General features: G+C 53.8%; 12 protein-coding genes. All 12 read right to left on the reverse strand.

Annotation, left to right across the window (positions count from 1 at the left end):
• Positions 1-209: 209 nt before the first annotated feature.
• Complete coding sequence (locus tag FBQ85_01660; GenBank protein MDL1873870.1) at positions 210-1,133, reverse strand: carbon-nitrogen hydrolase family protein; 924 nt, start codon at positions 1,131-1,133, stop codon at positions 210-212.
• A 111-nt stretch (positions 1,134-1,244) separates the two neighbouring features.
• Positions 1,245-3,011 (reverse strand): hypothetical protein, encoded by a 1,767-nt coding sequence (locus tag FBQ85_01665; GenBank protein MDL1873871.1) that lies wholly within the window; start codon positions 3,009-3,011, stop codon positions 1,245-1,247.
• A 6-nt stretch (positions 3,012-3,017) separates the two neighbouring features.
• A complete protein-coding gene (locus FBQ85_01670; protein ID MDL1873872.1) occupies positions 3,018-3,869 on the reverse strand; it encodes a hypothetical protein in 852 nt (283 codons plus the stop codon).
• Between the two features lie 183 nt (positions 3,870-4,052).
• Complete coding sequence (locus tag FBQ85_01675; protein MDL1873873.1) at positions 4,053-5,057, reverse strand: hypothetical protein; 1,005 nt, start codon at positions 5,055-5,057, stop codon at positions 4,053-4,055.
• Positions 5,058-5,068: 11 nt separating this feature from the next.
• Complete coding sequence (locus FBQ85_01680; GenBank protein ID MDL1873874.1) at positions 5,069-5,719, reverse strand: cobalamin-binding protein; 651 nt, start codon at positions 5,717-5,719, stop codon at positions 5,069-5,071.
• Between the two features lie 41 nt (positions 5,720-5,760).
• On the reverse strand, positions 5,761-6,903 hold the full coding sequence (locus tag FBQ85_01685; protein ID MDL1873875.1) for a hypothetical protein: 1,143 nt from the start codon (positions 6,901-6,903) through the stop codon (positions 5,761-5,763).
• A 206-nt stretch (positions 6,904-7,109) separates the two neighbouring features.
• Positions 7,110-8,438 (reverse strand): hypothetical protein, encoded by a 1,329-nt coding sequence (locus FBQ85_01690; protein ID MDL1873876.1) that lies wholly within the window; start codon positions 8,436-8,438, stop codon positions 7,110-7,112.
• Positions 8,439-8,452: 14 nt separating this feature from the next.
• Complete coding sequence (locus FBQ85_01695; protein MDL1873877.1) at positions 8,453-11,053, reverse strand: hypothetical protein; 2,601 nt, start codon at positions 11,051-11,053, stop codon at positions 8,453-8,455.
• 58 nt (positions 11,054-11,111) lie between these two features.
• Positions 11,112-13,532, reverse strand: coding sequence for a hypothetical protein (locus tag FBQ85_01700; GenBank protein MDL1873878.1), 2,421 nt, complete (start codon positions 13,530-13,532; stop codon positions 11,112-11,114).
• Positions 13,533-13,548: 16 nt separating this feature from the next.
• A complete protein-coding gene (locus FBQ85_01705) occupies positions 13,549-14,376 on the reverse strand; it encodes a sulfotransferase (GenBank protein MDL1873879.1) in 828 nt (275 codons plus the stop codon).
• A gap of 70 nt (positions 14,377-14,446) precedes the next feature.
• Positions 14,447-16,669, reverse strand: coding sequence for a hypothetical protein (locus FBQ85_01710; protein MDL1873880.1), 2,223 nt, complete (start codon positions 16,667-16,669; stop codon positions 14,447-14,449).
• A gap of 143 nt (positions 16,670-16,812) precedes the next feature.
• On the reverse strand, positions 16,813-17,625 hold the full coding sequence (locus tag FBQ85_01715) for a sugar phosphate isomerase/epimerase (GenBank protein MDL1873881.1): 813 nt from the start codon (positions 17,623-17,625) through the stop codon (positions 16,813-16,815).
• Positions 17,626-17,754 lie beyond the last annotated feature (129 nt).

The raw sequence follows: 17,754 nt of genomic DNA on the forward strand, positions 1-17,754 counted from the left end.
ACTGAAAATTTTCTGACGAAACAATTGTCGAATTCTTCATCAAAAGCTCAAAATCTCTCGCCTCTGACTAACCAAACCCCAATAAGCGGCTTTGTTCTCCTCCGACAAAAAACTGTTCCCAATCATTTCCTCCCACTTGGGAAAACTCTTCTTGAAAGCGGCCACGATGCGATCGCGGTTCATCTTTTATATGGTTGGGAATGAAACAGTCAGGATTTCACTTTCAGTTTCTTCCTGTTGCTCTCAATTTTCTGCAAAGCCTTTTCTTTAGAAGCGCACTCAACCAACTCCCCATAAATCTCCGGCCGGCGCGAGGCGATCACCGCCAGCGTGCGCTCATACTTCTCTTCGAAAAAGAATTGCGTCACACGCTTTTGTGATAAATCGATCTCATGCGTCAAAACGCCGATGCCGCGCCCCATGTCCGCGAGAATCAAGCCATCCGGCCCGACGATGCCGCTGCGGCCGATCATCATGCCGGGTTTCCATTCGCCTTCTGGATAACCATAACATGCGGAAACAACATACAATCCTGTATCGATGGCGCGCGCGCGATAGCGGATTTCCCAATCCACTTCTCCCCAACCCGCCTGCACGTGAGGAAATAAAAGAAGCTCCGCGCCATTGAGCATGAGAATCTGAGCGACTTCGGGATACTCGATATCCATGCACGTCATGACGCCAATCTTGCCAAAATCCAAATCATAAACCGCCAGATCATTTCCCGCTTTTATGCCGAGTTCTTGCTCAGGCATGGTGGGATGCGTTTTCTGATAACAGCCGACCATCCTGCCCTGGCGATCGCAGATAACGGCATGACTCGACAAAATGCCGTTGAACTCGCCAAACATCGGCATCACAATGTTCATGCGATACTTCTTCGCATAACGCGCGATCATGCGCGTGAATGTTCCCGGAATGGGTTCCGGAACATACTCGCGCAGATTGCTCGACCACGTGCGATGATGCAAATTGGCATATTCTCCGAACAAGACCAGATCAGAAGCGCGTTCACCGGCGATTTTTAACATGGCCTTAATGTGCTTACGATTGTTGGCTTGTTTATCGGCAAACGAACGCCCGGTAATTTCTGTTACCAATTGAATCGTGCTGATGCGAACGGGACGAGGCATAGCCCATTTCCTGGTTGATATTTTAACCGCCCGGGCGGTTAGTCATAGAGCGCAACAAGCTCAATAAGCAGCTTCTTCCTTCATTACAAACCGCCCGGGCGGTGATGGTTTTTAACCTGTTTTCCTCTTAAAAAACCACACCATCAAGAGTCCCACTGCCAGCGAACTGAACCCGGCAATCGCATTCAGCCAAAGCGCTGCGCTGGAAGCCGGCACAAACGTGAGCAGGATCAGCACAATCCCAACCGCCGCAGTCAACACCCCAATCACTTTGTAAGATTGCATGGTATTCGGGTCCCAACCCCGCTCCGTGGCCAGGGCCGGTGTCTGCAACTGTTGCGCAAAATCCTTGATGCGCGTGACGGCCTGCGGGTCGCGTTCCCGCCAAAACGAAGAAAGGAAAAAAATCAACGCGCTGGCGAATACGCCGACAAAAATATTCGCTTCGTATTGATGCGTGGAAAAATCGAAGACGACGTTGCATGCCAGCACCAACAACAACCCGGTGAGCGCCGAGACGATGGCGGACCAGGAGGGCGTCTTGGTATAAATGAATCCCAGCATCACCGGTGTGAGCATGGAAGGCGTGAACCAGGAATAATACATTAACGCAAATTCAAAAACCCCCTTGGCTCTTTGCACGATCAATGCCGACGCAATGGCCATGGCGCCAAGCACCAGCACGATCACACGCCCCATGCGCAGTTGCTGATTGTGCGAAGGCTCCGGCCGGCTGAAATTTTTCTTGAGGCGCAGATAAACATCGCGCACCAGAATCGAGGCGAGATAATTCAACCCGGTATCGACCGCGCTGGTCGTCGCGGCCAGCAGCGCCGACATGGTGACGCCGATCATGCCGTTGGGCAGCAACATAAGCGAGAGCGTAACGAACGAAGCTTCCGCCGGTTCGGCAAGTTGCGGCCAAAGCTCTTTCATCGAGGGTAGCAGCACACGGGCAGCCATGGCCGGCGCGATCCACAACAGCGGCAGGAGAAAGCTGAGCGCGCTGCACAGCAACGCCATTTTGCGCGCATCGCGCTCGGAGGGAACACTTTCATAGCGCTGTCCGATGAACCAGGCGGCATTATAGCCGATGAAAATATTCACGAGATATGCCAGATAAAATCCAGGCCGGCGCGCCAAATCCGCCAAACTGAAATAACCCTCCGGCGCTTCGGTCAGGAGCCTTTGCACTCCTGCCACGAAACCCTCGCCGTTGCCGAGCGCCATGAACGCCAGCGGAAAGATCATCAGCGTCATGATGATGATCACGAGAAATTGCATGACATCGGTAATCATCACGCCCCACAGGCCGCCGGCGCTGTTGTAGATCAACAAAACCACGCCGGTGACCAGCATCGTCACTTCCAGGCCGCTCAGCGTAACCAAGCCGGTGTTGAGCTGCCAATTGCCCAGGCCGAGCGCGGTTGAAAGAAAGATGCACAAGGTGTAGATGCCCAATCCCATTCCCAAAATCGCCGGCGGGATCGAGAGCAAAGTGTACCAATACGTCGTCGCCTGAGAAAAGCGCTTGGTCAAAAACTCCATGGGCGAGGACAGCCGGGCGCGCCGCCATTTAATGGCGTAGATAAAATATCCCAGCGCATAGCCCCAGCACGCCGAGGTAAAAAGCAATATCGCCGAGAGGCCGTTTTTGTAAGTATGCCCGGCCGCTGCCACGAACATGAACGCCGTAAACCCGGAAACAAAAGTGGAAAGGCCGGCAATCCACCACGGCGTTTTGCCGCCGCCTTTGAAAAAGTCATCGACGGTTTTGTTGAATTTGGTGAGATAGATGCCCACGCCGCTGAGCATGAGCATGTAAAGTACAACGACAATGTAATCGAGATAGTTGAGTTGCTTGATGGAGTCGAGCATGCGGCCTCAAAAGTGGTAGGAGATTTCCCAATGCTTTTCGCCCTGCGGCAGCACGGTGTGTTGATGAAACGGCTCGAATGAAAAGGTTCTGTCGTTCGCCCAAATCGCCACATCCGCAAGCGGGAAATCGCAACGCGTGTGAATCTCGCCGAGTTGATCGTGGCGCAGCCAGGCTTCCAGATGCGCGCCATTCAAATGCGCAAATTTGAGAAAGCATCCCTCCTGCCAATTGTGCTCGGCGTTCATGACGATATATCCTTCATTGTCCAATTTAAATCCCGGATTCTCCGGCAAAAAAGCAAGCCCGGACACGCGGCAGCAACGATAATCCTGCGTCAAAGGAAAAAAGGGATGCGCGAACCAGCGAAAAGGCACAGGCGCCTCGCCGAGATTTTGCAGCGTCGTGCGCGAATGCAGGCTGCGTTCGTGCAGACCGACTTCCCGAATCAAGCGAAACGACCATTGCTTGAAAGACTGCGTTGTCTCAAAGCGCAGATACGTGTCGCTTTGCCTAACTTGCCATTGACAAAAGGATAGAACCTGTGCATTGTTGAAAAGGTTGTATGGCCGCGTTGTGTCGCGCTTATCGACAAGTCCTACACCGATAATGAGCCTTTTTTCTTCAATTTCAAGCTCATCTTGATATAGCGTGAATTGAAATACCTCGGGCAATCCTTGACCATTCACGACAGCGGGATATTTTGCAGGAAACTCCGGGCCGCTGAGCAAAAATCCATGGCGTGCATCTTCAACCTGATAAATGTATCCACCGCTGCAAAAGCGCCAGCCGAGTCGGGCTTGATCAGCAAGCGGATCAAGGATATGAACCTTGAGTGAGGAATTGTTGAGGATGTACATAGAAGCTCTATTTGAGTTACAGAGGTTAATGTTTGTATGAAGAGGGTGTCATTCCGTATGGAATCTTGTGAAGTACATATACTGCACCTGATAATTCACAAGCTCCCTTTTGGATGACAGGCTCACACAAACAGAAGATTCTGTAGGATGCAAAAAATCAGCACAAAGAAAACCGGGCAGTTTTCACGAATACACTGCCAATTCTTCGGCGCGCTCATAAGCCGCGGCAATCACTTCGAGCGGTGTGTCATCCTGAAACATGTGTGACCCCGCGAAGATGAAACCGCCGTCATTTTTGAGCAGCGCAAAAACGCGCTCGACTTCGCGGCGGATTTCCGCGGCATTCATCACCGGCAGTGCGGTGATCGTATCGAGTCCGCCCATGAGGCAGACTTTTTTGCCGAAAAACTCACGCACATGCTTGGGCGACATGCCCGCAGACTCTTGCACGGGATGAAGCCCGGACACGCCGAGTTTGAGGATGCCGTCCAGAATCTGCGTCACGTCTCCATCACTGTGCAACAACACCGGCACGTGCAGCTCATGGGCGCGATCCAGAATGATCTTCATCGCCGGATAAACCATGTCCCACCACATTTCCGGACTAAACAGCATGGTCTTTTGCTGGCCCCAATCATCGGAAAGCTCGATGGCATCAACACCCGCCTTCACCGCTGTCTCCACACAATCCGCGGTCCAGGCCGCGAGTTTGAAAAACATGCGCTTTGTCTTCTCGGGCTCCATTGCCATGTTGAGCAAGGCTTGCTCGGTACCGGGCAGCATGTTCTTCTCGAACAAGAATTGTGACAGCTCAAACACACCCCAAGCGTGGCAGAAAACGGCTTTATCGGAATCGTGAGACTTCAGCGCCTGCGCCACGGTTACCGAAAGAACTTCATCGCAGGGCGTTGTGAGTATGCCGGGAGAATCGGGCGCGTCCGGCTCAAACTCGAGATATTGATCCAAATCCAGAATGCGCGCATGATTTTCAGCGCCGCCAAAGGGAAAGCGCGGTAGAACGCCGGTGACAATGTCAATGCGATGCCGTTCATTGAAAGACTCAATGCTGCCATAACGCGCCTCGACTTTGCGGCGCACCTCGGGATTCCAACCCGCAAAAACATTGAACGGAACTCGATCCGGTTTTTCGCCGGCGAGCACGGCAAGCACTCGTTCGCGTGAGGTCATGTTCTTCCTCCTCACGCCGGCAGTGCAAGCAAGGCTTGGACTTCCTCAACTGCCGTCACGGCATCTTTGGCGTAGCCGTCAGCGCCGATTTCTTCAGCGAAGCCGCGCGAGACTGGCGCGCCGCCCACAATGATCTTCACCTGTTCGCGTTGCTGCGCAGCAGCGATCGCCTCGATGGTCTTTTTCATATGCAACATCGTGGTGGTCAGCATGGCGGACATGCCCACAATCTGTGGCTGATGTTGCGCAATCGCGTTGATAAATTGTTCCGGCGGCATGTTGATGCCGATGTCGATCACTTCGTATCCGGCGCCGCGCAACATGATGCCGACAAGATTCTTGCCGATGTCGTGCATGTCGCCTTTTACCGTGCCGAGCACGACGCGCGCCACAGGCTGCACGCCGCTATCAACCAAATGCGGCTTGAGAACTTCCATCGCGGTCTTCATAACACTGGCGCATTGCAACACTTCAGGGAGATACATTTCACCACAACGCATTTTCTCTCCGACCACCGACATGCCGGCAATCAAGCCTTCATTCAAAATCGTCTGCGGCGTGACGCCATTATCAAGAAGTCTCTGCAGAAGATCCTTAACGGCAGCAGTATTACCCTGCTGCAGCAAATCAGCTATTGCTTTTAGTTCAGTTGCAGCGTTCATCATAAGACTCCCAACAAGTTTGACAGAGATGATATGCCCATTTAAGCAGCATACCGCCCGTAGGTTTTCGCCACTTCCACCAATGCAAAAATATTATCATCGGGCGTGTCGCGTCCGCATTGATCGCCCGTCGCAAGAATGAATCCTCCACCTGTTGCCGCGGCGTCGATACACGCCTTGGCTTCACGGGTGACGTCCGCGACCGTGCCATTGAGCATGGTTTCAAACGTATTGACATTGCCTTTCAGGCAAAGCTTGTCTCCGAAGCGTTGTTTGACTTCGGCGAGATCGACATCACCGCCCGGCGAGCGCTCCAAAGGCTCCATCACGTTGATGTCGGTTTCATTATAATTGATTTCAACGATGAGACGAGATCGGCCACACGTGTGTTGATGGCAAATGACGCCGGCCTCTTTGCAAAGCGAAGAGATGCGTTGAATGATGGGCAAATCGTATTGTCGGTAGATGGCGGGTGAGCTTAAACTGAGCGATGACGCCGAACCGTTGATTAATATCTCATCAGGGCCCTCGGGCAACACGCGGCGCAAGGTTTCATCAACATAGTCTAAATAGAATTTCAATACCTGTAGCATCATCTCCGGCTGTTCATAGAAATCGCGCAGAGCCTGCATGGAACCGCCCTCGCGCACCCACACCCAAAAGCCCATAAACGTCTCGAAGCCCAAACCGTAGATGCCCTGTTCGCCGATCTTCACGCGATTCTTGCAGGGATCTTCCAGCGGGCGCTGCGTCATGTACCATTTCAGCTTGGGAAAATCTTGGGCAATGTCCTTGATCATGGCGCTCATGTGCCACGGCGGATCTGCCACCGGATAGCAAACAACTTCCTCCAGGCGGCCGAACGGCGTGTCGAACCAACGCTCAACCTGCAATTCGTCATCAGAAGAGGCGAGCATACGCTCATGCCACTTCGGAACTTCATACATGGTCAAATTATCGTAGAGGTACCAGCCATCAATACCGAAGTACTTTACCGCGTTGAGGTAGGCTTCATCCAGCGGAGGATCTTCATGCAAATAAATCTGCCAAAACGGTTTGCCGAGCAGCCGGCAGGGAATCATATTGGAAATATCGGGCATGACAGGCACATGATCGGGCATTTGCCGGCGCATCGCGGTGAGAATGCGCTGGCGCGGCGTCATCGGTGATCTACGCTTTTCCATATTGATACTCCATCAATTTTGCACCGGATTTGGCCGAGTAGGCAATCGGTGCGTTTTCGAGCGCGTTGCGAGCCACCCTATATCACTCCTCCGGAGTTTAAAGGGATGATGGGATGGAATTCACTATAAACATTCCACCGCTTCGCAGTTTTTTAAAACGATGATCGATTTTTTCGCATTTATCTCAGCAAGCAGAATTAATATACTCAGATTACTTTAAATAACTTTCTGCCCAAATACGCCACCGCCGTGGACGACCAGCCATGCAGCGGCACCACAGGATAGCGCTCGCGCGGGCATTCAAGATTACCGGCGACGACATTATACTTTTCCCAAAGCACGCCGGTACGATCAAACCAATCGAGCTGCAGCCGGAGAAACTTGCACGCCAGGCGCTGCGCGATTTCAATATAGCCATATACTTCCAAAGCATCAATCACCATGATTTGAAACGGCGGCCAGCCATTGGGATAACTGAATTGCAGCGCGCTGAATTCCGGATGCGGACTGGCATATGGTTGATCGGTTTGCGTCAAGCCGTGTTCGTGTTCGAAGCGCGCCAGATGTTGCACGAGTTGTTCTGCTTGCGCCGTTGTTGCCACACCGGCCCACATGGTCCAATATGCCGCCAATGACCAAAAGGGCAATTGCTTTTGCTGTTCGAATTGATATTCGAAAAAGAAGCCTTGACCTTCGTCCCAACAATGCGCCCGAATCAGCTCGGCGCGGCGTTCGGCTTCCGCCTGCCATGTGCGCGACTCTTCCTGCCAGCCAATTTCAGCGGCCATCCAGGCCAGAGTGTTGGCATGGCGCACTAAGGCGCAATTGGTTTGCAGCGGCACACACTGGCGGATATCGCCTGCAAAGATCGCAGTGAAATCGGTTACTTCAGCCTCTGCGGCCAGCTCCGGCCGCAAACGCGTGGCGCTCAAACCGAATTTTTCGAGATGATCGCTGCCCAACGCCGGATCAGAAAGATCACGATTGGTGGTCAATCCGATGGGCGTTTGATGATGTGGGGCGCACCAATACTCGTAATACTCCCGTTTCATAACCGGATACGCGCGCGCCAGCAAATCGCGATCGCGGTGATGCTCATAATACCGCTTCACACTCAAGGCATGCAGCGGCGTCTGCGAGCGGCTCAAATAATAAACGCGATTGCCGGTGAGTAGATAGCCGTAACGCTCGATGATGAAAAGCTGATTGAGAATGTGATTGCGAATGATTTCAAACCTTCCGTGCGCAGCCAAGCCGAGATTGATGAAATACGTATCCCAGCAATACATTTCCGGAAATGCGGCGCCGCTGCCGCCGGGAGAGATGAAGGGAAACGGCAGATACAACAGTGTCGGAACATCATCCTCTCCCTCCTGCTGCTCGCGTTGGCGATGTTCTTCATCCACATACCAAATCTGATTCAGCACCGGATCGCGCAATTCCGGTTCACGCGCCCGCCGTATGTCGGCGTCCCACCAGGATTTGATTTGTTCATCCAGCGTGCGCCAGCGCGTTTCAAGTTGGCCGAGAGGCATGTGTTGATCCTGTCCTATCTATTCTTGAGAGTAAGCTCGATGGTAGTATCTTGTGTGGGATCGAGTTGCACGTAATCAGGCAGAGCTTTGCCGTCTTTCATCACATAACCTTGTTGCCGGAAGGCTCGCAGGTGAAGCAGCATCTTATTATGAGCTATTGCGTTGCGCAGCCGGGCAATGAAAATTGAGGCGGTGCGGCCATCTTCGGCAATCTGCGCGCGCAACGAGAGCAGGCCGAATTCTGTGGGCGCCTGGTTGAGTTCGATTTTTACATTGGGCGCCAGCCATGCTGCCGGCACACCGGCAAGCAATGAGAGTTGATCGCCCTGCTCCGACACCAGCATACGGCGCAGCAAGGCGATATAAAAAGCGCTGGCGCTGGCATTGGAAGCATCGCCGGCAGTGCGATTGCCGATACCTTGTGGATGTTGCTCTTCCACCCAGGTTCCCAAAGGCGAAGCATGATTGGCGATCGCGTACAATGCCGCAACGGCTTGCTCGCGATTGCCGTACCAAAGATGCGCCATGCCGCGCAGGGCATCAAAGAATGGCCAGACGCCATTCATTAACCATCCGGTGTTGACCGTAAGCCCCTGCTTCAAGCTATCGTCGAGCACGGCGAGTGTGCCGGTAACCAGCTCATTTTTTGCTTCAAGAAAGCCGCCGCGAAAGATGGCTTCCAGCGGCGCCCATTGGCCGCGCTGTGGCGCCTCGGTTTTGGAAGTGTCGGCCACGCGCATCGGCAAGTACCAGTGACCGTGCGCATCCTGGCGTTTGTCGCGTTCATACGCGCGCTGAAAAGAAGCCATGAACTCATCGAACAATATTTGCCATTGCCGCGCTTCGTTGGCATGTCCCAGCCAAACTGCCGCCTCGCGCGCCTGGCGCAGCGCAATCAACGACCAATATACGCCGCTGTATTCAGCATTGATGCCAGGAATGCCGCCATCGGTAAAACTCGGCGGCATCAAACCAAAAAAGGAAGCGTTTGAGTCTGCCAGTGTTTGACGGCGCGTGGCATCGATCCAGGCCAGTCCACGCGTGACGTTCTGCCAGCGCGCGTTGAGCCACGCAGGATCATTCGCCAGTTGCGCATAGCGGCATACCAGGTAAACCAACAGCGGTGTCTCGCGATACATGACATGCGGCGCCATCACGCGAATCTGGCCATCGGGCTGTTGCAAACGTAACACGTTTTCCACTACCGCACGCGCGCCGGCAAGATCGCCCAAAAACGCCGCCGCTTCGACAGCATAAACCATGTCATGTAACCACATGCCGCGATAGACGCTCGGCCCGGGTTGAAACTGCAAACGGCCATCCACAGCCTCGCGGATTTGATACATGTTGCGCGCACTGGCTTCGAGCAAATATTGTATGCCGCGATCGGGAACGTGAATTCGCCCCTGCGGCACATGTGCTTCCTGTTCCCAGAAATTTATCACACGCTGCCGTTCTGCTTGCAAATCCGGCATGCCCACGAGGCCGCTGGTTACGGCATTGCCGTGCAAAACGATCCCCTCAACTTGGCGGGCGCCAGCAGGAAGTTCGAGCAGCCACTCGCCGTTGTTGGAGTTTGCGGAAATCGCGCGCGGTGAGGAAAGCAAATACGGCTTGCCATTCCACTTGAGCAAGCCCGTGTCCTTGTCAAAATCAAAATCGCGCGAAGATTGAATTTTGATGACCGGCGTCACGCTCTCGCCGGCTATTGTCGCGCGCAAGGCGTCGATTCTCGTGGTGGGCGCGTGTGATTCGTTTTCCAGGCCACAGGGATAATACACCTCCGCTTGCGCGGAAAGCTCGCCGCTCACAATTTGTTCGGTAGAAACCGCCGCGTCCGCAGAAAAAATCCAAAAGGCATTGAGAAAAACATTGGGATCGGGACTCGCAAGCGCCGCATGCACTTCTATCGCAAGTTCACCGTCGGTGTTTTCATCGTGCGCTTCAAATAAAAATACCTGCGGGAGATTTCTGCGTCCCTCAGCCATGGGATCGACCGTTTGAAAAGCTGCGCCTTCTACGCGCAATTCCAGAATGCGCATGCCAGCTCTGGGCTTGTAAGGCTCACAAATGCCGAGCGCGACGCGTTTCTTGCTTCCCGGTTGAATTTGCACGCGATATTGAATTGGGCGATTCACGCCCCACGCGGCATTGCGAAAAGCAGGATCGGCAACACCTTCGGGCGCGGCCCATCCCACGGCGCCATTCAAGCCATTCAATCTTTTCACGCGCGCGGAAGAAACGGGCGTGGCAGCAATGCGCGGATTCGGCAGAAGCGCAAAAGCCTCCTGCCGCATGGTGAGGCCATCCCCGGCCCACTCTGTCACCGCAATGGGAATGCGGGGATTTTCAAAATACTGCTTCGTCAAAGCCAATTCTTTTTCCTTGATGCCGATGCGGATGGTGGTGAGCGGCTTCGCATACGGGCCCGGCCCGAAATCATAGGCCAGCTCCCCTTTCTCGTTGATCAAGCTTTTTTGCCAATCATCAGGAAAGCAGAGAGCAGCCAGATAAGTTGCCGGGCTGTAGCGGAAGTCAACAGCAGGCTGCTGGCCGAAAATAGTCGTGCTGAGCAAGAAGATAAAAGTCAGTAATGTTGCGTAAAATTTTTGCATGATTCTCTGAGCCTATTCATTTGATGATGATTGCAGATTTTGTGCTCCGGCGATTTTATCAGAACTCGCGAAAGCGCTCTAGTGCCGTTGCCAGCACGCCGAATTGATCGGTCAACAAACCTTCATAACCGCAGGGGCGATCATCCCAAAATCGCCAATCCACGCCAGTTTTGTTGCCGCCAAAGACCAGGCCGCGCGCCAGGCCTTCACACAGGCGAGACAGCAGCTCATCAGCTTCATCTTTCATTCCGACCCAGTAAAGCGCATTGACGAAATGCCGCGTCTGCGCATGCGTGCGGCCGCCGTTTTGATAATAGCCCAGAGGATAACCCTGCATAATATCGGCAAGATCGGCATCGGGAATGTGCCAGAGATTGCCCGGCAAACCAAGCCGCGGATCAGGCATACCAACTCTTTTGGTTTCCTGCCACAACCGGGCGATGATAGCACGCGCTACATCATAATCCAACAAGCCGCAACTCACAGCCGCGCCGTTGACAAAAAGAAAAGCGTAATCGTGCAGTTTATTTTCGGCGCAGCGCCAACCGGCGAGCCATCCGGTTTGGGGATTGAAAAACGTGGCATGATAATTCTTCCGTAAGTCACGCGCCCACACGGCCAACCCTTCCGCAAGTTCTGCCGCTTGCAATTTGGGAAAAACTTCAGCAAGCACCATCAGTGCGCGATAAAGAATCGCATTCGAAAAGGCGTCTTTCCAACCGAAAGAAATCACATCGAACCAACACGTGCTCCACTGGCCGGCGCCGCTCACGCCGGTGCGATAGCGGCTTTCGATCAAACCGTCGTGATCGAGATCACGCGCGCACATGAGCTGCAATTGCTGGGAAATGGCGTCACGATGCTCCTGCACCCAGGCAGGCGTGCCCGAATGTTGCAGATATTCACCGAGTCCCAACAAACAGGCCGCGCCGGTGAGCAAGTATTCGTCTTCGGTTTGATGAAACTCGCCGTGTTGCCGCATGGCGCCGCTGGAGTAGCCCGGCGCGCCATCCAGCCAGCGCTCGAGCGAGTCGCGCAGTAAATCGACGGCATGCAGATGAGGCAATACCTTTCCCATGCGAGTGGTAATCGCCGACCAGTTATCCATGCAAATGGGACAATGCATGGAAGCGCCATTATTGCTCAACGTGGCGGTATCCGGGCGATAGGTGAGAGCAGTGAAAGCACATTTTTGAATTGCCGCGGCGATTGGCGACGGCGTGTTTGCAGCCAAAGGAAGCGCGGGCCGCGCCAGCTTGAATTGTACAACTGATTCAAATGCGCCGGCGGGCAAAAGATAGTGGCCTTCGGGCTGGGGAAGTTCGCCGAGTTTCAATTCGCTGGTGGTGAGATCCATGGGCCGGTACGTATCCGCGCGCCACAAGGCTTGGCCCTGCAAAGTCTCGATGCGCAACGTGCCATAACGCGGCGCGTGCAGCAACAGCGGCAATTCCAATAACCCCGTTTCACCTGCGCGCGTGATTTTGCCGATGACATGCGCGGGCGAAACCGTTGGCCGCAACCCTATGAACCACGCACTGCTGTGCCAGGCCGCCACGCTCTGCGTGGCCTTGCGTGTGGCATGCAGAATCAAACGATCTTCTTCGATTTCCCAATCAAAGTGATAGCGTTGGCCGGCCTGTGGAATTTCAAGGTCATATGTTACGCGATTACCTTGCACGCGCGTGGCGCCTTGTACCTCATAGCGCAAGATGGGCGCTGCCAGAGGCCATGAATCCACGGGATGCAACATCACGCCCTGGGCAAAACTGCCTGCTTGCAGAAAAAGAATGTTCTCATCAGTATTGCCGCGGCCCGACTCATCTATGCCCAAAAAAGAAAAGCCGGCGCGATTCAAATAAAATCCAATTTGAAGAAAGCGAGTGCGAAAGCGAACTTCACCGGCGCTGCTCTCCACAGTGACGCCTTTGGGCGCGGGCGTAAGTGAAATCGATTCGCTCGCCAGCGTGCGCTCCTGTCGCGGCGCAAGATCAGAACGTAATTCTCCTTCCAAGACGAACGCACCGGATACTAGATTCCAGGAGGGCCACCAATTGTCAATGCCGGAGCGCCGGCCTTCGATGATCACAGCGGACGTTGCAATTCCGTTGAGGTCGAACCATTGAGTTTTGCCATTCGGCGCAGCGTCCACTTCCTGGTTTTGAACATGCACGCGCCACTGGCCCTCCTGCCAAACCAACAAACGAAAAGACGTAATCCAATCCAGATCTTGATAGCTGCCGCATTTGTGATAACCTTGCGCCGGCCGCAGACCGAGGCGCTGCAAGCGCGCCGGGCCATGGCATTGCAAAACGCGGCTGTGAATAATGCGGCGCTGCGGGGCTTGTGCTTCGCCGGGCAGCCGCTCCGTCCAAAGCGCGCGTGTGAACGCCAGGCGTTGATGTGAAAACAAATCGCCCATGGGCGGTGTGTGATCGGCAAGCTGTAGCATATCCATCATCATATCTTTCATCTTCATCACAAACGCTCACGCCTCACGAGAGATAGCCATAGTGCTTGAGCAATTCTTTCGCGCCCGGCTCGTGCAATAATTCTGCAATAATATTCTGGAATTTGCTTTCCTGCCAGCGGCCAATCGAGCGGTCATTCATGGTTTGCGCCGGATTGAACCAGGCAATGCTTTCTTTTACGCGGGCAGAATCGGGATAGTGGAGAAACGCCGGAGTGAATTCTTCTTCGATAAACTCACAAATGCGGCGCATGCTTACTTCATAATTGCGCACCAAATCTTCATATCGAATGGTGAGCACTTGCGAATGGTTTTCCAACCGCCGGCCCGCGCTGACATCCATGACCCAGCGATGTGACGTGACCCAATAACGTGAAGCATCGCGCGGATGCACGGAGGTGACAACGTCGCGGCCATCGCGCACAAGGTGAATCAAGCGCGCCGCCTTGCCGAAATGCCGCAGAATGCGCTCGAAATAGATCACATTGCGCGGCGTTTTTTCGCACCAACGCGTGCAGCGCACAGGAATTTCATGAGTGAGCAAATACTCATAGATTTTTTCAAGCTTGAAAGGCATGTCGAGGTTCGGATTGCGATTGTACATGCCATCCGCGCCATAGCCGTCCGGACACAGCGCCGTGGTTTCGATGTCGATCGCGAAAATTCTGGGATGGCACGATAAAATCGAAAGCAGCAGCGTCGTGCCTGAGCGGCCGCAACCGCCAATCACAATCGGCCGCTTGCCAAGCTGCATGATACGCTTTGCTTGTGCGCGCGAGGCTTTTTGAAAAAGCTGGATTTTTGCCCGGCGATGCGCTTGCCGGCGCGCCAGGGCGTTGCGGAGTTTTTGCATTCACTGAGGCGAAGTTTCGTTCGCGTATTCTTGCAATGCTTCACAAGATTCTTTCAGAATGACATTCGGGTTAGTCGGCCGCGATGAAAAGCCGCACATCTCCCAGTTCCATTTTCAGATGAAGAACGCGCTGCCGTTCCCCGCTTTCAACGCCGGTCAAGGGTTTATGCAAAGACAGCGTGCGTTCGCCCTCGGAAGTTGCCACAATCATGGCAACATCTTCTGCGGCAATGACGATATCCGGTTGCGTACTCCACAAATCTGCGCCCGCTTGCTGCGCAAGCCAGCGTAATATTTCAACCGGCAGCGGCGCAGCGCCAACATAAACCGAATGCCAGCCTTGATAAGATTTGCGCGCAAACGCGATTTCCTGGGTATCGTGCCAAACGCCCAAAGCTGTTGCGCCATTGTCTTCGACGGCAAAACGCGGGGATACTTCTTTCTTCACGCCAAACACAAGCTCACGCCCGGCGACATCGCTGCGAATCAGCATCGGGCCGGGTGTTTCTAAAATTCTGAACCGAAAACCCGCGAGTTTTTTCATGCGCGCCAAATCCAGCTTGTCCGGCGCAACGAATCCCGGCGCATAAAACCAAACGACGGTGGCGTTGCTGTCTTTGAGCACAGCGTGCAAACCTGCGATTTCATCATCGGTGAGATAGAACAAATTCATCATGAGCAACAAACGGTATCTCCGTGCATCAGCAGGTTCGAGATCGAAGCGATACAAAAAATCGATTGGAGCGCCCAGGCGGTGCAAGGCGCGCGCCTGCGAATCCATAAACCAGCGGGTGAAAAAATCCAGGCACTGGCCGCCTTTGGAATACGGCGCTTCGGCGCGCCAATGGCGCGTGGCGAACAAGCTCTTAGCTTCGTAAACCGCGGCGATTTGCGCGCGCGAACGCATGTCCCAACGCTCGCGCTGTTCCCCGAGCTTGGTTAAGCGCGCGACTTCGGCAGTGATTCTTTCATCGGCATACCAGCTTTTGCGCGTGCGCAACACCGGGCCGAAATCAAACAACCAGCCGCCGTTGCCGCTCACCAGCATGCGGCCAAGATCACGCTGCAAAATGCGGCGTGTGCCCTCGAGCGTAGTCGAGCCCACACCGCCGATCATGCACTGCTCTTTTTCCACTTGTGTGCCGCCGCTGCCGTCGGGATTGATGGGCGGCGGTTCGAGAAACGTGCTGGGATCGATTTCCGCAAAGTAAAGCTTGCCGTGACGCTTGAGAGATTCCAACAAAACGCGATAGCCCGCATCGCCGGCCACGCCGCGCGTGCGGCCGAGGTAGTTGCCGGCCTCGTCATAGATTTCATGTTCCCACCATTGCCGCTCTTCTTGATTGGTGGTTTGATAAGAATAGGGACTCGCGAGAAAATCAATATCCGGGCTATTCAGAATTTTCTCCGGAGCGAGATGGCCGCCTTCGTGAATCCACACATTTTCGAGTTGATAACCATAAAAAGCGCCGCAGAGTACTCGATTTTTTGTTTCTTCTTTGGCCACGCGCGCGAAATGCAGCAACAAATCCGCATTGAATTCATGAAAGCGGCGATAGTATTCCATCACCGGCTGCTCATGCTCGGGATTGCGCAGCAAGCCGAATGTGGTTTTCACGCGCGCGTCCAAATCAGGAATGTATCCGAGCTTCTGTTGCATGGGCTTGCTCAAATCCGGCACAAACTCGGACATGAAATAATGCCATTCGCCATAAATGCCGCAACCGATTTGATAGCCAAAAATGCGGCTGCGCAGCGGCGAGTTTTCGACGTATTGCAAAAATGCGCGAAACAAATTCTTCATGTCCGCACGCCAGATATCCGAAGCGAGTGAAGGTTCGCGCAATTGAATGCCCCACAGCCAGCCGCCTTCTTCGCTGCGTATCGCTGCGCGGTATTGCCGGGTATCTTCCGGCTGCAAGGGCAGCGCGCAAACGATCAACTCACTTTCATGTTCGTCTTTCCACCACTCCGGCACATCCAGCAAAATACGCGGCAGGAAAAACGCCTCAGGATTTTGGGCGAGCAAACGCGCAAACAAAGCATCGTATTCCGACCAATCATAAATCTCCGGCGCGGGCCAGGCGGCATTCAAGCCCAAAATGGGGTGCAATAAATCAATGCCGGCTTGTTTGAAAAAAGGCGTGCTGTGTTCGAGTCCCCAGCTCCAGGCCAGCAAGGGATAGACTTCTTCGCCGTTTAGGATCAAACGCGGTGAGCCATTCTTGACGTTCACGCGCGCATGTGCGGGCGGTTCGTGGCGTAGTTTATCAAGGGTGGAAAATGTTGGCATATCAATTATTATAGCGCTTTCTGAGTGTGTGAGTACGTCATCAGAAGGAATCCTGTGAAACTTAGCCCTGATCAAATGCTTCACAAGATTCCTACGGAATGACAATCACCATATGCAAACAAAAACTACCATAAATTGCGAAGCTAATGCCGCAGCCGCTCCTTCAACATATCTTTCATATAACAATTGATCTCCCACAAATCGGCAACCGGTTGCCGGGAATAGGGCATCGTCATCATATAATCCGGCGGCCCGAATTCCGGGCAGATGGTCAATACTTTTGTGCCGATCTGCTTATGATGATCAACGATCTTTTGCCACCATTGCACGTGGAAATTCACCGCACCCTCCCACTCCGGCGCACGGGGATCAGCGACCTGCGGGCCTTCGGGAAAACCGACGCGCGCATGAATGTGATGGCTGTGCGCAATCGCGGCGTGCATGGCTTCATCCTGATCCTGCAAATAGGATTCATGCACGCAGCACCAATGCGAAAAATCTGCCGTGAGTTTCAGCTCCGGCATTTTCTTCAAAAGCGTCGTGGTCGCAGTCGTGGAGAATGTCATTCTACCGCGATGAATTTCGTGTGTGACAGTGAAGCCGAGTTCTTGCTCCAGCGCTGCAGCTTTCCAGCAAATTGACAGATTGTTGGCGGTGGTAAAGTAGTCCTTGCCGGTGTGTGAATTGACCAGAACGGGATTCAACTCGGTATTGCGGCGGTACTGCAATTCAAAGCTCTGTGCGTGTTCTTTGGGAGTAGCGCCTTCTGTCCACTGCTGCGCGACAAACAACAAATCCAGATCGCGCAGCAGTGTTTGCAGTTCCTGGCGCTGCACGGGATCAGCCGGCGCACCCATTTCCACGCCGTCGAAGCCGCCGTTTTTAATCATTTGCAGATTTGCCGCAAGCGTGGGCTGTTCCATGCCCCACATACCGCGGATGAATTTTAGTTGCATGATTTAATTGAGAAGTGAAGTCAGGCTTGAACGCAAAGCGTTAATATGGTATTTTGACCGATTGCATCCAAGCCTGACTTCGCCGGCTTGGACGCAACGCATTGAGATATATTTTGATCCATTGAGTCC

The organism is Cytophagia bacterium CHB2 (genome assembly GCA_030263535.1).
Taxonomy (GTDB): domain Bacteria; phylum Zhuqueibacterota; class Zhuqueibacteria; order Zhuqueibacterales; family Zhuqueibacteraceae; genus Coneutiohabitans.

Excerpts from the sequence above, each read along its gene's own strand:
- FBQ85_01690 (MDL1873876.1), bottom strand. The coding sequence starts at position 8,438 with ATGCCTCTCGGCCAACTTGAAACGCGCTGGCGCACGCTGGATGAACAA.
- FBQ85_01675 (MDL1873873.1), bottom strand. The coding sequence starts at position 5,057 with ATGACCTCACGCGAACGAGTGCTTGCCGTGCTCGCCGGCGAAAAACCG.
- FBQ85_01680 (MDL1873874.1), bottom strand. The coding sequence starts at position 5,719 with ATGAACGCTGCAACTGAACTAAAAGCAATAGCTGATTTGCTGCAGCAG.
- FBQ85_01715 (MDL1873881.1), bottom strand. The coding sequence starts at position 17,625 with ATGCAACTAAAATTCATCCGCGGTATGTGGGGCATGGAACAGCCCACG.
- FBQ85_01700 (MDL1873878.1), bottom strand. The coding sequence starts at position 13,532 with ATGAAGATGAAAGATATGATGATGGATATGCTACAGCTTGCCGATCAC.
- FBQ85_01695 (MDL1873877.1), bottom strand. The coding sequence starts at position 11,053 with ATGCAAAAATTTTACGCAACATTACTGACTTTTATCTTCTTGCTCAGC.
- FBQ85_01660 (MDL1873870.1), bottom strand. The coding sequence starts at position 1,133 with ATGCCTCGTCCCGTTCGCATCAGCACGATTCAATTGGTAACAGAAATT.
- FBQ85_01670 (MDL1873872.1), bottom strand. The coding sequence starts at position 3,869 with ATGTACATCCTCAACAATTCCTCACTCAAGGTTCATATCCTTGATCCG.
- FBQ85_01705 (MDL1873879.1), bottom strand. The coding sequence starts at position 14,376 with ATGCAAAAACTCCGCAACGCCCTGGCGCGCCGGCAAGCGCATCGCCGG.
- FBQ85_01665 (MDL1873871.1), bottom strand. The coding sequence starts at position 3,011 with ATGCTCGACTCCATCAAGCAACTCAACTATCTCGATTACATTGTCGTT.
- FBQ85_01710 (MDL1873880.1), bottom strand. The coding sequence starts at position 16,669 with ATGCCAACATTTTCCACCCTTGATAAACTACGCCACGAACCGCCCGCA.
- FBQ85_01685 (MDL1873875.1), bottom strand. The coding sequence starts at position 6,903 with ATGGAAAAGCGTAGATCACCGATGACGCCGCGCCAGCGCATTCTCACC.